This window comes from Sphingobacterium psychroaquaticum (assembly GCF_900177625.1).
Classification (GTDB): Bacteria; Bacteroidota; Bacteroidia; order Sphingobacteriales; family Sphingobacteriaceae; genus Sphingobacterium; species Sphingobacterium psychroaquaticum.
Window position 1 is genome coordinate 168,299 of the sequence record NZ_FXAU01000005.1, and the last position, 15,346, is coordinate 183,644.

Annotated in this window: 10 protein-coding genes; 8 read left to right on the top strand and 2 right to left on the bottom strand. The window is 44.8% G+C overall.

Going from position 1 to position 15,346, the window contains the following annotated elements; genetic code table 11:
• Nucleotides 1-253: 253 nt before the first annotated feature.
• From B9Y69_RS13710 to B9Y69_RS13745, 8 genes are all read left to right on the top strand, one after another.
• A complete protein-coding gene (locus B9Y69_RS13710) occupies nucleotides 254-625 on the top strand; it encodes a DUF7674 family protein (RefSeq protein ID WP_085473546.1) in 372 nt (123 codons plus the stop codon).
• 6 nt (nucleotides 626-631) lie between these two features.
• Nucleotides 632-709 carry a potassium-transporting ATPase subunit F gene (locus B9Y69_RS19430; protein ID WP_134434096.1) on the top strand — a complete coding sequence of 26 codons (78 nt, stop codon included), beginning with the start codon at nucleotides 632-634 and terminating at the stop codon, nucleotides 707-709.
• Between the two features lie 18 nt (nucleotides 710-727).
• On the top strand, nucleotides 728-2,416 hold the full coding sequence (kdpA, locus tag B9Y69_RS13720) for a potassium-transporting ATPase subunit KdpA (RefSeq protein WP_085473548.1): 1,689 nt from the start codon (nucleotides 728-730) through the stop codon (nucleotides 2,414-2,416).
• Nucleotides 2,417-2,439: 23 nt separating this feature from the next.
• On the top strand, nucleotides 2,440-4,449 hold the full coding sequence (gene kdpB / locus B9Y69_RS13725) for a potassium-transporting ATPase subunit KdpB (RefSeq protein WP_085473549.1): 2,010 nt from the start codon (nucleotides 2,440-2,442) through the stop codon (nucleotides 4,447-4,449).
• A gap of 33 nt (nucleotides 4,450-4,482) precedes the next feature.
• Entirely contained in the window at nucleotides 4,483-5,049 is a 567-nt protein-coding gene (locus B9Y69_RS13730; protein WP_085473550.1) for a K(+)-transporting ATPase subunit C, read from the top strand.
• A 206-nt stretch (nucleotides 5,050-5,255) separates the two neighbouring features.
• Nucleotides 5,256-6,341 carry a porin gene (locus B9Y69_RS13735; protein WP_085473551.1) on the top strand — a complete coding sequence of 362 codons (1,086 nt, stop codon included), beginning with the start codon at nucleotides 5,256-5,258 and terminating at the stop codon, nucleotides 6,339-6,341.
• Nucleotides 6,342-6,397: 56 nt separating this feature from the next.
• Nucleotides 6,398-7,525, top strand: coding sequence for a histidine kinase (locus tag B9Y69_RS13740; protein WP_085473552.1), 1,128 nt, complete (start codon nucleotides 6,398-6,400; stop codon nucleotides 7,523-7,525).
• A 25-nt stretch (nucleotides 7,526-7,550) separates the two neighbouring features.
• Nucleotides 7,551-9,281, top strand: a complete 1,731-nt coding sequence (locus B9Y69_RS13745) for a HAMP domain-containing sensor histidine kinase (RefSeq protein ID WP_085473705.1) — start codon at nucleotides 7,551-7,553, stop codon at nucleotides 9,279-9,281.
• A gap of 127 nt (nucleotides 9,282-9,408) precedes the next feature.
• Here B9Y69_RS13745 and B9Y69_RS13750 read toward each other — a convergent pair whose 3' ends face one another.
• Together B9Y69_RS13750 and B9Y69_RS13755 are read right to left on the bottom strand one after the other, a co-directional pair.
• Nucleotides 9,409-11,874, bottom strand: coding sequence for a phosphocholine-specific phospholipase C (locus tag B9Y69_RS13750; protein WP_234991246.1), 2,466 nt, complete (start codon nucleotides 11,872-11,874; stop codon nucleotides 9,409-9,411).
• A 167-nt stretch (nucleotides 11,875-12,041) separates the two neighbouring features.
• Complete coding sequence (locus B9Y69_RS13755) at nucleotides 12,042-15,242, bottom strand: TonB-dependent receptor (RefSeq protein WP_085473554.1); 3,201 nt, start codon at nucleotides 15,240-15,242, stop codon at nucleotides 12,042-12,044.
• Nucleotides 15,243-15,346: the final 104 nt, after the last annotated feature.

Sequence of the window (15,346 nt, forward strand, 5' to 3'; positions counted from 1 at the left end):
AAATTAAAAAAAGCGGGAAGGCTCCGCCGGCTAAAAGTAAGCTTCATCCCTCAATAGCACAGTTAATTATTGGCGCGCTACGGACAGGGAAAGTAAATGTAATCGCAACAGATAAATTTCATCCGTAAAAAAAGAAATATGTTAACAGCATTAATGATAATCATCGGTCTAGCCATATTCTGGCTGTTTTATAAGATGATTTCCTTCTTCGGCAAGATTTAAAAGAAGTAAGAAACTAGTGAATAATAGAAATATGAAAAAGTTGAATCAATATCGGGCGGGCTTATTTATGGTTCTTCACTATCGAGAGATTCGGTCTGAGATCCGCCCCCTTATGCGGAAGCACAATTTTGCAGGCGTATTGCAGGCTATTGTAAACCACCTCCGAACGCTTCGGGAAGAAGGAAATATAGATAAAATATGTCGGCACATTCGTTTTTTAGGCCGCATCTATGCGCGGGGTAATCACTATGTAAAGTATATTCTTGAAAACCTATTTATTCGGTCGTTGCGTGGTCTTGAACGGACCAGCACCAACACCGAGTGGGGAACGATACAACAGCATCTCCCATTGATGTTTTTAAGCATCTACGCCGAACAGAAAAAAGGACACGTAATAATTTAATTGGCTATGGCAGCTTTATTTATAGTAGCACTATTGGTTTTTGGATACATCTGTTATGTCCTCCTAAAACCCGAAAAATTTTAAAGAAACTAATTAATACTTATGAATACAGAGATTTTAGGAATCATAGCCATGTTCGTTGTGACATTGCTATTGGGCCTACCCCTTGGAAAGTACATAGCGAAAGTCTATGGTGGGGAGAAAACATGGATGGATCCGATATGGGGACCGATAGAGCGGTTTATCTATAAAATATCGGGCGTTGATTCGAGCAAAGAGATGACCTGGAAGGAACATTTAACGGCATTGCTGACAATAAATTTGGTTTGGTTTTTATTGAGCATGGCGGTACTGATGAATATGGAGGCACTGCCGCTCAATCCGGATGGCAACCCGAATATGTCCACAGATTTAGCTTTTAATACCAGCATCTCTTTTCTCGTGAACTGTAACCTGCAGCACTATTCTGGTGAAACAGGGATTAGTTATTTCGGTCAGATGTGGCTGATGTTTTTGCAGTTTGTGACAGCCGGGATTGGGATGGCTGCGGCGGTGGTAATTTTTAGAGCATTTCGGGATAAAACAACCACGCAGCTCGGAAACTTCTATGATTTCTTCTTGAAATCTTGTACACGGATTCTTCTGCCGATCTCCATCGTTGTGGCTTCTATACTCGTGTTTCAGGGTATGCCAATGACGTTTGAAGGAAAAGACACGATGATCAATATGCAAGGTGATACGGTGGAGGTAAGCCGTGGTCCGGTTGCCGCTTTTGTGCCGATCAAACACGTTGGGACCAATGGAGGCGGCTTCTTTGGTGCGAATGGCGCACATCCTTTGGAGAATCCGACATACCTGACCAATATGGTGGAGATGGTTGCACAATTTATCATTCCAATGGCCATGATTTTTGCCTTTGGTTTCTTTATCAAAAGGCGGAAGTTCGCTTGGATGATGTTTGGCGTGATGACGGTTGGCTTTTTGATCCTTGTGATCCCCAATGTGAAGATGGAGATGGCGGGTAATCCGGCGATTACGGAGATGGGAATCGACAACTCTTTGGGAGCAATGGAGGGGAAAGAAATTCGGATTGGGGCTGCCGCTTCAGGCTTTTGGAGTATTGTGACGACGATGATATCGACGGGGTCGATCAACTCCATGCATGATAGTTATATGCCTTTATCGGGAATGAATGAGCTGATTGCCATGATGGTGAATGCGTTCTATGGCGGTGTTGGTGCAGGTATTCTCAATTTCTTCATCTTCGTTATCCTCGCGGTCTTTATAAGTGGATTAATGGTGGGAAGAACCCCAGAATTCATGGGCAAAAAGATTGAGGCGCGGGAGATGAAGATTGCGATGATGGTTGCCCTGGCACACCCGTTCTTGATTTTGGTGGGAACAGCGTTGGCAACTGCTTTTCCGACACAAGGAGCTGCGACCCTGAACAATCCTGGCTTCCACGGATTTAGTGAGATTCTTTACGAGTACACCTCTTCGGCCGCCAATAACGGTAGCGGCTTTGAAGGACTGGGAGATAATACGCTTTGGTGGAATATCTCGACCGGTATTATTTTACTCTTAGGGCGTTTTATTCCGATTATCGGGCCTATAGCTATTGCCGGTTTGCTGGCTGAAAAGAAATTTATTCCCGAAGGGGAAGGCACTTTGCGTACTGATACGAGCACGTTTGGCCTGATGGTGTTCGCTGTTATAGCGATTATCGCTGCATTGGCCTTTTTCCCTGCTTTGGCACTTGGGCCTATTGCGGAATATTTCTCTATGTCTTAATTATATACTGTAGAATTCTAGAAATGAGCAATCAACAATCATTGTTTCAAAAGGAGCTTATGCAACAAGCATTGAAGCAGTCTTTTGTGAAACTGAATCCAAAAATAATGTTTCGTAACCCGGTGATGTTTACCGTTGAGATCGGAACTTTTGTAATGGCGATCGTGTGTATTTGGGTCTTAATGGGTGAGACTGAACAGGGAAGTTTTGGGTATAACTTCACGGTTTTCCTTATCCTATTTCTTACGCTGCTCTTTGCCAATTTTGCGGAAGCAATCGCCGAAGCAAGAGGTAAGGCGCAGGCCGATAGTTTACGTAAAACGAGGGAGGAAACACCGGCTAAGCTAAAAAATGGGCAGACGATATCTTCGGCCCAGCTGAAGAAAGGTGATGTCTTTGTTTGCGAAGCGGGGGATGTAATTCCTTCTGACGGCGAAATTATTGAGGGGTTGGCGACGATCGACGAAAGTGCGATTACGGGGGAATCAGCGCCTGTAATCCGCGAAGCAGGTGGAGATAAAAGCTCGGTAACAGGTGGTACAAAAGTGCTGTCCGACCGGATTATCGTGGAGGTGACGACGCAGCCAGGAGAGAGTTTTCTGGATAAGATGATCGCCTTAGTAGAGGGGGCTAGTCGGCAGAAAACGCCAAATGAAATTGCACTGACGATTTTATTGGCTGGTTTTACACTGGTGTTTATTATTGTGACGGTTACTTTAAAACCATTTGCTGATTATGCTAATGTGGGTATTACTATTGCTTCTTTTATTTCGCTTTTTGTGTGTTTGATTCCGACTACCATCGGGGGACTGCTTTCAGCGATTGGTATCGCTGGGATGGACCGTGCTTTACGGGCGAATGTGATTACCAAAAGTGGTAAGGCCGTGGAAACGGCCGGTGATATTGATGTGTTGTTGCTGGATAAAACGGGGACGATAACAATCGGAAACCGAAAGGCGACACATTTTTATGCGGCGCCGGGTGTTGCGGATGAGGTGTTGGTGCGTGCCGCGGTATTGAGCTCGATGTCGGACGAAACACCGGAGGGAAAATCTATTATTGAGTTGGCGGCCGTTAATCCGGTGACGTATGGTGTTTCTAAGCCGACCTTTGTGAAATTTACGGCAGAGACGCGAAGTTCAGGTGTTGATTTTGGGAACACGCGGATACGTAAGGGCGCTACAGATGCGATCCGCAACGTGGTAGCACAAGCTGGAAATGCATTTCCAGCTGAGGTGGAAGAGCGGGTGCGTGCGATTTCACAGAATGGAGGAACGCCTTTGGTGGTTTCCGAAAATGAACGTGCGCTAGGTGTTATTGAGCTGCAAGACGTCATTAAGCCGGGGATCCAAGAGCGTTTCGAGCGTTTGCGAAAAATGGGAATTAAAACGGTGATGGTGACAGGGGATAATCCATTGACGGCGAAATATATTGCTGAAAAGGCTGGTGTGGATGATTTTATTGCGGAAGCAAAACCGGAAGATAAAATGCTGTATATCCGTCAGGAGCAGGCGAATGGCCGTTTGGTGGCGATGATGGGTGACGGTACGAATGATGCACCGGCATTGGCGCAGGCAGATGTGGGGGTCGCGATGAATAGTGGTACACAGGCGGCGAAAGAAGCAGGAAATATGGTGGATTTGGATAACGATCCGACCAAGCTTATTGAGGTTGTGGAAATTGGGAAGCAATTACTGATGACACGTGGAACATTGACGACTTTTAGTATCGCGAATGACGTAGCGAAATATTTTGCGATTATCCCTGCGCTATTTATTACAGCCATTCCGGCATTGCAGGGGCTTAATATTATGCGCTTAGAAAGTCCGCAGAGTGCGATCCTTTCTGCGGTGATATTCAATGCGATTATTATTCCGTTCCTGATTCCATTGGCGCTTAAAGGGGTGGCCTATAAGCCGATTGGTGCCAGTGCGCTGTTGCGATGCAACCTTTTGGTGTTTGGCGTAGGCGGTGTATTGATTCCATTTGTCGGGATCAAAGCCATAGACATGGTGGTGTCCTTATTTTTATAGGTGCCGAGTAAAAGATTTGAAATTAGTATAGAGATGAAAACGAATGTATTAGCTGCAATAAAGATGACTGTTGTATTATTGGTTCTGTTGGCTGTTGCTTACCCAGCGCTGGTTTGGGCGATAGCAAAGATGAGTCCAAGTGGCGGTATGGGAGATACCCTTGAACGTAAAGGAAAGAAGTATTATAAGAATATCGGACAATCTTTCACGGAGGATGGCTACTTCTGGTCCCGCCCTTCGGCGGTGGATTATAATGCTGCTGGATCGGCTGGTAGTAATAAAGGGCCTTCGAATGAAGATTATCTGGCGGAAGTGAAAACACGAATCGATACGTTTTTGATCCATAACCCCGACGTTCCTGAGGCGCATATTCCGGTAGAAATGGTGACTGCGAGCGGTAGTGGTCTCGATCCGGATATATCACCTCAAGGGGCTGCAGCACAGGTATCGCGAGTGGCGAAAGCGCGTGGTTTAGATGTGGAGCACGTACAGGCGCTGGTGAAAAAGCATACGCAGAAACCGTTATGGGGATTGTTCGGCCCCGAAAAAATCAATGTTTTGGAACTAAATATTGCATTGGACAAAGAAAGCAAGAACTAAGTGGTAACGTTTGCTGACCTGGCTGGCGCGAGCCTTTGGCTCGTGTCCTTGGCAGGTTCGTCGGCATGACGTTTTGATACGCTGTCTTCAATGGATATTTTCGTCAACACTTGCTGGCTCTGCTAACCTTGCTGGCGCGAGCCTTTGGCTCGTACCTTTGACAACTTCCATGAAATTTCATTTCAATCACATCATCAAACATTTTTATGAAAAATACAACAATTTTGACCGGGCTTATGCTCGGTGGAATAGGCAGCCTTTTTGCGCAAGAAAATACAACGACCAAAGCGTTGAACTTTAGTGGTTATGCGGAAGCATACTACCTCTACGACTTTAATAATCCGATCGGAAATACGCGCCCGAATTTTATATATAGTCACAATCGGAATAATGAAGTGAATGTGAACCTGGCCTTTTTTAAAGCAGCTTATGGTACGACCAACACGCGGGCCAACCTGGCACTCGCTACAGGAACCTATATGAATGCGAATTATTCGGCTGAACCAGGTGTCGCAAAGAACATCTACGAAGCTAATGTCGGCATCAAGATCTCCAAAAAGCATGATCTCTGGATCGATGCGGGCGTCTTTTCATCTCACTTAGGGTTTGAAAGTGCTGTTGGGAAAGACAACTGGACGCTGACACGAAGTTTGTTTGCGGAGAATTCTCCTTATTTCGAAACAGGGGCAAAAGTTTCGTACACCTCTCCTTCTGGGCGATGGTTCCTTAGCGGATTGGTGCTTAACGGTTGGCAACGCATTCAGCGTGTTGAGGGCAATAGCCTTCCGGCATTTGGCCATCAGGTAACGTTTAAACCGACCGATAAATTAACCTTGAATAGTGGTTCCTTTATCGGAAGTGATAAGGCCGATAGCGTTCGACAGATGCGGTATTTTCATAATTTTTATGCTATTTATCAAGCAAGTCGTCAGTTTGGCATTACGGTAGGATTTGATATCGGTGCGGAACAAAAAGCAAAAGGAAGTAGTCGTTATAACACGTGGTATACGCCGGTGTTGATTGCGCGATATTCGCCCACGGATAAGGTCGCGATTGCGGCTAGAGGAGAGTATTATAACGATAAAAATGGCGTGATTATCGCGACGGAAACAGCTTATGGATTCCGTACATTTGGGTATTCGATGAATGTGGATTATGCGATTTTGCCCAATGTGGTATGGCGTACCGAGCTACGGAATTTTAGCAGTAAGGGGGCGTTGTTTGGTGATCGAAAGGGAGAACTGGAGAAAAGTAGTCCGATGGCGGTAACGGCTTTGGCGGTTAGTTTTTAAACGACGATTGTAGGAATGGAGCCACACAACAAAAGAATCAACAAGAAGGATAATATATGGAAGCAGAAGATAGAAAAAGTGCGGAACACTTTTTGGATTTAATCCGACGCTCCAAACGGGGGCGCTTCAAGCTCTACATCGGGATGAGTGCCGGGGTCGGTAAAACGTACCGGATGCTTCAGGAGGGACACGATCTGCTGGCTAGTGGCGTAGATGTGCGGATCGGGTATATTGAAACGCACTTTCGAAAAGATACACATGCCCTGCTCGAAGGGCTCCCGTTGATCCCACGGCGAACGCTGTTCTACAAAGGGAAGGAGCTTGAGGAGATGGACGTACAAGCGATCCTGAACATTCGACCGGAGATCGTAATTGTGGATGAGCTGGCGCATACTAATATTGAAGGGAGCAAAAACGAGAAACGTTGGCAGGATGTCATGGATATTCTGGATGCGGGCATCAACGTGATCAGCGCAGTCAATATACAACATATCGAAAGCCTGAACGAAGCGGTGAAAGCGGTTACTGGGATTGAAGTGCAGGAACGGATACCAGACAGTGTGGTTGATAGCGCGGATGAAGTTGTGAACATTGACCTGACGGCAGAAGAGCTTATTGCGCGATTGAAGGCGGGTAAAATATATGATGCGACAAAAATAGAACAAGCGCTTCAGAACTTTTTTAAGAACGAATACATTTTACAATTACGGGAAATGGCGCTTAAGGAGGTTGCGGCGCAGGTGCAAAGAAAGGTGGAGGCGGAGGTTGTCCCGGAGCGGAAAAGTCGTCCGGAGCGCTTCTTGGCTTGCATCAGTTCCAATGAAGTAAAAGCAAAAAATGTGATCCGTAAAACAGCAAGGCTCGCCAGTTACTACAACAGCAGTTGGTATGTTTTATATGTGCAGGTACCGCGTGAGCGTGCCGACAGAATCGCGTTGGATAAACAACGGTATTTAATAAATAACTTTAAGCTCGCAACAGAGCTTGGTGCGGAGATTATAAAGGTCGAGGGGCGCAGTGTGGCCTCAGAAATTATGGCGCAATGTGCGCTGCGACGAATTACGACGGTGTGTATAGGAAAGCCTCGGTTAACTTTCGGTAGGGTGCTCTTGGCAACGGATGCCTTTCGGAAGCTACTTCGACAGCTTTCTAAGGCGGATATTGATTTGGTGATATTGTCCTAAGCGGGACATGAAAAACGGTAGAATCATGAAAATAAAAGCAAAATTAAACGTTGGCGTTGGCCTCCTTTTTTTGATGATATTTCTTCTCGCAGCACTTGGCGGTTGGTATATCAATGTGTTAAAAAAAGATACCGGAAACATCTTAACAGCAAATTATAACACGTTGTTATATGCTAAAAATATGTTGCGTGCACTCGAGGAATTGCCTCAAGACCCAAGTGCTTTGGGGCGCTTGTCTATCAACTTGGATAAGCAACGAGAGAATGTGACGGAGCAAGGTGAACAGATGACCACAAATGCCATTGTGTCGCATTATGAGGCTTTACAGAAGGAACCCGGTAATAGCACGATAATATCAGCCATTCGTATGGATTTAACGCAGCTGATGGAGCAGAATATGCACGCGATATCCTTGAAAAGTAAGGTTGCCGAGCAGACAGCGGAACAAGCGGTTATTGTAATCTCGATTGCAGGAACCCTATGTTTTGTTATTGCGTTTACTTTATTGATTAATCTCCCATCCAATATTGCGGATCCGATTCGTAAGCTAACCGAAAGTATTCGTCAGATTGCAGGTCAAAACTACCGCGAGCGGGTGCATTTTGCGGGAACGAGTGAGTTTGCGGAGTTGGCTCAGTCCTTTAATACGATGGCCGAGAAATTAGAGGAATATTCGGAGAGCAAATTGGATAAAATACTGAAAGCGAAGCAACGTATTGAGGCGCTTATAGATAATATGCATGATCCTGTTATTGGGGTTGATGAAAATAGACAGATTATTTTCGTCAATGAGGAGATGTTAAAAGTTACGGCGCTGGATAAGAAGAACCTCTTGGATTTGCCGGTTGATCAGGTCGCACAGCAGAACGATTTGATACGGGATATATTTAAAAATACGGTAACCGCATCAAGTGAACGTGAGGATAAATTACCGATAAAAATCTTTGCTGATGGACGTGAAAGTTATTTTGAGAAGGACGTGATCCCGATTAATGTCACGCCCACAGGTGAACTGCAAGATCAGTTTATTGGCCAAGTGGTTATCCTTAAAAATATTACACCATTTAAGGAGCTGGATCTGGCTAAAACAAATTTTATCGGAACAATCTCGCATGAGTTTAAGACGCCGATTGCGTCGATTCAGATGGGGGTTCAATTGTTGGAAAATGAACGGGTTGGTTTATTAAATCCAGAGCAGAGAAATCTAGTCGGTGGTGTTAAAGAAGATCTAGAACGGCTCTTGAATATTACGGGAGAGCTCTTGAATATGACACAGGTTGAAAGCGGATCGATCCAGATTAATTTGCATCCTGCCGAGGTGGAGCCAATGATCGAGTATGCAGTTAAGGCGAATAGGTCGGCGGCGGAGCAAAAAGGAATTGGTTTTAAGATTGATGTTGATCCGCAAGTACAGACAGTGTTTGCAGATAACGAAAAAACGGCTTGGGTGCTGACTAATTTTCTGTCGAATGCGGTGCGGTATTCGCATGAACATTCAATGGTTCATATACAGGTTGAAGCAGCGGATCAGCGCGTTCGTTTTTCGGTAAAAGACAGCGGACAAGGGGTTGAACCAAAATATCTTGATCGCATTTTTGAACGTTATTTTCGCGTGCCGGGAGCTAAAAAAGGAGGAACCGGATTGGGGCTCAGTATCAGTAAGGAATTTATTGAAGCCCAAGGAGGAGAGATTGGTGTGACCAGTGAGTATGGCGCAGGAAGTTCATTCTATTTTTATTTGAGGAAGGGAGACTAAGTGTTTCGTGCTTTTGTTGTGTTTACCAAACTGTACTTTTGCGATTATTACCGCTTGGAGCGTGAGACGCAGGTAATGCCGAGGACAATCATCCTCGGCATTGGGTATAAGTTATAAGATGCAGATTTTAACCCGCCATTAGTGGATCCGTAATGCTCGGCAGTCCGTTTTCTAGGCGGCCGGCAAAGCGGCGCTTAAATGCGGTGTCTTTTGTGTTTACGATCGTGATATCGTACCAACGCTGCTGTTGTTTTGTCGCAATTCGAAGCTGTCTTTCTTTTTTTGCGCCCACCTCTACCCTATTCTCTGTGTGCGAGCGATAGCCATCCTTAATTTCCAGCGCGATAGATTTTGTTGAAGGGTTGCGCAGGATCAATATGAGCTCCTCCTTTTTCGGATCGTACTGCATATCTACCGAAAGTCCATTATCGCCTTTGCCCCCTTGGAACTCGCGGTAAAACCCATTCGGGCCATGCAAAGCTAAATGGTACAAGCCATTTTCAAAATCATCAACATGCCAGTCGTAGCTTACCGTATCACCAGGAGAGCAGGCAAAAGACCAGTTGGAGCGTTCGCTCCTATGGTTATAGGCGTACACATTGAACGCTGCACCGAGTGCTGCCTTACCAAAGAGTTGCTGACTACTTTCCATGCGGAGCGTCAGTGTATTTCCATGTAAACGATCTTGTGTATAAAGCTCATACTTCAAGGCATTAGATGGCTTCGTCCCCGGTTCTTGATGCGGAGAACTACTAACCCTTCCTCCTGCTATCACCTGGTTTATCTCTGCAGGACTAAGTTTCTTGAATCCATCGGGTACCGGTTTCTCCCTCGCTTTGTTAATCTGGGCAACCTGCGTATTTCGGTCTAAAAACGCCGGCATGACTTGTTCCTCCTTTTGGAAGGGTCTGAACACCGATGTTAAATCCCCTGTAATTGCACGGCGCCAGCTGCTAATGTTCTCTTCCGTTATGCGTTTACCATATTTTTTGGAAAGAAAATGCTCCATAAATTGAATGGTGGAGGTAATGTCACAAACCTCCGAGTTAACCCAGCCTCCTTTGCTCCATGGCGACGCTATGATGAGTGGCACGCGGTAGCCCAAGCCAACAGGCCCTTCCGTTGCATAAGCTTCTTCAATGCCGTAGTCCAGCTCCTGCTGTTTGGTGACATATTCGCTGCTGTAATCTAAACTAGCGGAAGTTATTCCCGTGCTAGTATCGCCTGGTTTTGGAGCTACAAATGGTGGTACGTGATCAAAATAACCGTCGTTTTCATCGTAGTTGAGGATAAAGATAGTCTTCTTCCAAACCTCGGGATTTTCGGTTAAAATATTCAATACCTCGGATACATACCAAGCACCATACATCGGTGCACTTGGATGATCGGAGAAGTGTTGCGGAGCAACAAGCCAGGATACCGTCGGAAGTTGTCCGTTGCGAACATCCGATCGAAACTGGTGGAGAATATCTCCCTTTGGCACTGTAATCTCGATTCCATCAACCGCAACATTTTCTGTTTCGTGGTAATGCGGATCGTTTTCATTGGTTTGGAAAGCACGTTCATGCAATGCTTTACTTACCGCATCCAGTTGCGCAAACTGCTTGGCATTAAATTTATTGTATTCTGTCTCATAGCTTTCAAGCTGCTGTTGTTTTTGTTGCAGCTTTTGCTGTAGTTTTTGGTCATGCTTGCCCGCGAGCTCCTTCGTTAGAGCGGCGATCTCTTCCGGCAGTTCTTTAATCCGCCTTTCATAGTGGTCAATATGGCTCTTCTTGTAGCGGATTTGGTATTGCTCGAACCATTCCAGATTGTTGTCGGTGAAGTTTCCAAGCAAGCTTTCTGGTGGACCTTCGAGATCATTTTTGATGCTCACTTCATTTTGATATACTTTCCAGCTGATATCTGCTTCCTCTAAGCGCTCAGGGAACGTTTTCCAATGACGCATCCGGTTAAAATACGTGTCTGAGTTGCGTACAAGCGGCTTCGCCCCTTTCTCTGGCACGCAAGTACCTGTCCAAAAGAAGTGACGATTCGTCGTGGTTCCCGTAATAGACGAACAGAAATGCTGATCACAGATTGTAAAAGCATCTGCAAAAGCATAATAAAATGGAATATCTTCTCGTGTATAGTAACCCAGCGTCAAAGGAAGGTCCCGGTAATTCTTATTGCCGGATCGTTTCCATTCAAGCCAGTTGTTGAACTTCCCTTTATTCCAAGCACCAATTTGGTTTTCCCAGGAATGTGGCAAGTCCTGCATCCAGGCTGCCCGGGAGTTCTTGATGTCCAAACGAAATGGCATGTAAGTGTCTCCATTTTTGTACGACTGTAACCATACTGGACGACGATCTGGAGAAACAACGGTGCGACTATCGTGAAATCCGCGTACTCCTTTAAGGCTTCCAAAGCTATGGTCGAATGAACGATTTTCTTGCATTAACAATACAATATGTTCGGCGTCCATATAGGTGGATCCAAGTGCGGGGTTTATGGCTAAGGCGGCTTGGATAGACTGTGGCAAGCTGTTAAACAGTCCAAAAGTACCGGCAAGCATTCCTGCTTTTTTTAAAAAATCTCTTCTACTTTCCATCATTAAAAATAGGTTGTGGTTGAACCCTACTAATATCTGTTATTTTTATTTTATTTACCAGAGGAGCGCCAACGGATTTCCATTAAACTAGTATATTATTACAATTACAAAGGCTGCACCCACTTTTGTGGGGCAGCCTTGTTTCACATATGGAGGAGGAAATGTGTCTATTAAAAAGCGTAACGAACCCCAAGCTGTACTTGAAACGGATTTCCAGAGAAACCAGCCACTCCAGCACTATTTACTTGGTAGTTGTATTCTTGTTTGGCTGCATCAAATCCCGTCACCCGGTAAAGTGATTGGTTTCCTAATGATTTGTTTACGCCACGTTCTTTGTTCAGCATGTTGGCGAAGTTGAAGATATCAGCGGAAACCTCAATAGAGTGCGTTCTGTAGAAACGAACTTTCTTCGCTACGCGCAAGTCAATGGTACCAAAGAAATCATTGACACCGCCATTACGTTTTGCCACTTGTCCGGCCGAAGAGGAAACAAAGTCCTTCATACTTTGGCTGGCATCAGGGTTATCTAAGATCGCTTGTAAACCTTTGCGAAGATGTTCTGGCGTGTTCGTGTTGTTGTAATCAAAGATGTAAGCCAGGTCGTTGCTTGAAGTAACAAAGTCGCCGTTGGTATTACCCCCCGATAAAATGCTGTAGCGCGTACCGCCAAGACCTGTGTATCGGAAGCCAATTTGTACTCCATAAAATGTAGGAAGATTACCGTACACAACGACTTTGTGTCTAAACTGATTATCAGAATAAGTAATTGTACTCAAGTTACGTGGGTCATCAACAACGGGCTGTGATAAGGTCGCTGTGTTGGCCACATTACCATTGAATGACGTGTTATCTTTTGTATCGTTCCACGTGTAGCTTACCGTGATCGCCCCATCTTTAAAGTAGTTGTAGGTACCGTCAAGAACTACTGCAAACTGGTTGATTTTACCCATGCTGGTCAATTCCATAACACGTCCCAATTTGTTTGAAATACGCCCCGCTTTCCAATCGGGTTGTCCATTGTCTACCGGAATGCTGTTTGCCGGAACAAATACACCTCTGTTTCCTTCATTTGCTAAGCGGAAGAAAGGATCGTTCACCATGTTGCGGTCTACATATGTATAGTTATTTCGGGCTAACGTCATAAAGCCTGTAACCCCAACTTTTAACTTATCGGTCAGTAACTTGGAGTATGAGATATTTGCTTTGTAGACCGTTGGCACTTTTGCGTCCTTACCCGTGTAGTTTATCATCGGAAGTTGATGTTGAGCTAAGGATGGTATGCTATTGACATCGTTCCGGTATGCGTTGAAATCAGGTGTTGGCACATCTGCTCCACGCACGTCCACTGTTGCAAAGTTGGACCCATCGAAGGTAAGGTTATTGATAATCATGTAGTTGTTGATGTCTGAAGCAAACACCCCTGCACCGAAGCGAAGATAGTCGGTTTGATTTTCATTAATATCCCAACTAAATTGTAAACGCGGTTGCAGGATAAAAGACTTGATCTTATTATCTGTACGAATGCCGAGCTCATCAAAAACCAGTTTATTGAAATTTGCTGTCGGATATGCGGCATAGTCCGCACGTAAACCCGCTGTCATTTCTAGTCCGTCAGCAAGGTTGGTTTTCATTTGACCATAAAGGCCGAAATTCATAATTGTTCCACGTACAGCGACATCATCCTTCAGTGGAACTTCACGATAATATCGGTACGGTTTTAAATTCTCAAAATTCTGCAGAGCCGTTGTGGAAGGGATTGCCGGATCTTTACTTGTTGTACTTGTGAAGTGGAAACGACCATTAACTTCTGATCCGTATATCGAAGTGGAACGTGTTGCCATCACGTCTACACCAAATGTATACTTTGCCAGATCTGTGTCGTAATATAAGTTGTTCGTAAATTGAAAGACATGATTCTTAAAGCTCTCTTGTGCGAAACGGTGTCCCCCAAGTTGTATTGCTGTAGAAAGGTCTTTACCGTCAATTTTAGAAACAATATTCTCTACAATTGCACGTGGAATATAGCTATTGCCAATCTGATCGTTTTGCGTACTGTTTTGGTAAACATAAAGGTGCTGTAGTTTCATTTCGTTGGTAATCCGCGGCGATATTGACGTGCGTAGGGTCGCTAACAGACTGTTGTCAAAGTTTTTGTCGTTACCGTAAGACTCTAAGATATTGATGCTGGTGTTGTCGCCTAGGCCTAACGGATTGTAATCGTACGTCATATTGTTACGGATGGTCAATAAGTTTTTCTCATTGATCTGCCAATCCAAACGAAGGAATCCGGCATCTGATGTTCTTTTCTTGTCAATAGAGCCTGTTTGCGATTGAGCCGATACGCCATATTTGCGCCGAGCAATATCCAGGTACTCGTCTAATGTAGACTGATTAATACGGTATAACACCTCATCTGCTGGAGACTGGATATTCGCAATCAATAAAGACCGGTTATCTTGTTGTCTGTCCCATACCGCAAAGAAGTGAAGTTTATCTTTGATAATCGGACCGCCTAACGAGAAACCATACTGGTATGTGGAGTAGTTCCCGACACGTTTGTTGCCGCGAATATCATATTTACTGGTTAACCAATCGGCTCGACCGAAACCGAATACCGATCCTGTTACCGTATTTGTTCCTGCTTTTGTTGCCGCACTGATGGTACCACCTCCACTGCGACCAAAAGTAACATCATATTGATTGGTTACGACCTTGAACTCACGTACCGCTTCCATAGAAACAGAATACGGCGCGCCACTGCGGCTGGTTGTAGAGCCCGCTGAGGTCGGGTTTTTTGCATTCATACCGTCGATTGTAAAGTTCGTAGACGAACCTAGCTGTCCGGAGATACTACCTCCGCGTGCCAAAGGTGAAAGGTCGGTCAAGGAGGTGAAGTTACGACCATTGACAGGCAACGAGCTTATATCCTTTGAAGAGAAAGCCGTAGCCGCTCCAAAATAATCTTTACTATTCTTGAGGCCGGAAGCTTTTACCTCAATGGCGTCAAGCGATACTGTTTTAGAAAGTATTTGGATGTTTACACGAGCAACATCCCCTTGGTTAATAAAGACATTGGTTATTTGGCCTTCACCATCAGCGATATGGTTGGCCGTTACGGTATACGGTCCACCCAAGGGCAGCTGTTTGAAATCATAATTTCCTCGATCGTTGGTTACGGTCGTTGTGGTGAATCCGGTAGATTCATTTTTGATCCGTACGGTGACACCACTAACCGTGGCATTTTTTTCATTTGAAATCGTTCCCGAAATTGATGCTTGTGTACCTTGCCCGGCGGCTGAAAGGTGCAACAGGAAGCTCAATACGGTAAAAAGTAAATAAGTTAAACTGTTTTTTCGTAGTAGTAAAATCATGCTTATTTGTTTTCGATTTAGTGTATTACAAATCTATTTCAGCTATGTTAACTGTGGACAAAGTTCATTTTAACCCTGTGTTATATTTTTATGAAGGACGATCA

Coding starts and splice junctions, on each gene's coding strand:
- kdpB (WP_085473549.1), top strand. CDS start 2,440: ATGAGCAATCAACAATCATTGTTTCAAAAGGAGCTTATGCAACAAGCA.
- B9Y69_RS13755 (WP_085473554.1), bottom strand. CDS start 15,242: ATGATTTTACTACTACGAAAAAACAGTTTAACTTATTTACTTTTTACC.
- B9Y69_RS13710 (WP_085473546.1), top strand. CDS start 254: ATGAAAAAGTTGAATCAATATCGGGCGGGCTTATTTATGGTTCTTCAC.
- B9Y69_RS19430 (WP_134434096.1), top strand. CDS start 632: ATGGCAGCTTTATTTATAGTAGCACTATTGGTTTTTGGATACATCTGT.
- B9Y69_RS13745 (WP_085473705.1), top strand. CDS start 7,551: ATGAAAATAAAAGCAAAATTAAACGTTGGCGTTGGCCTCCTTTTTTTG.
- B9Y69_RS13735 (WP_085473551.1), top strand. CDS start 5,256: ATGAAAAATACAACAATTTTGACCGGGCTTATGCTCGGTGGAATAGGC.
- B9Y69_RS13740 (WP_085473552.1), top strand. CDS start 6,398: ATGGAAGCAGAAGATAGAAAAAGTGCGGAACACTTTTTGGATTTAATC.
- B9Y69_RS13730 (WP_085473550.1), top strand. CDS start 4,483: ATGAAAACGAATGTATTAGCTGCAATAAAGATGACTGTTGTATTATTG.
- B9Y69_RS13750 (WP_234991246.1), bottom strand. CDS start 11,874: ATGATGGAAAGTAGAAGAGATTTTTTAAAAAAAGCAGGAATGCTTGCC.
- kdpA (WP_085473548.1), top strand. CDS start 728: ATGAATACAGAGATTTTAGGAATCATAGCCATGTTCGTTGTGACATTG.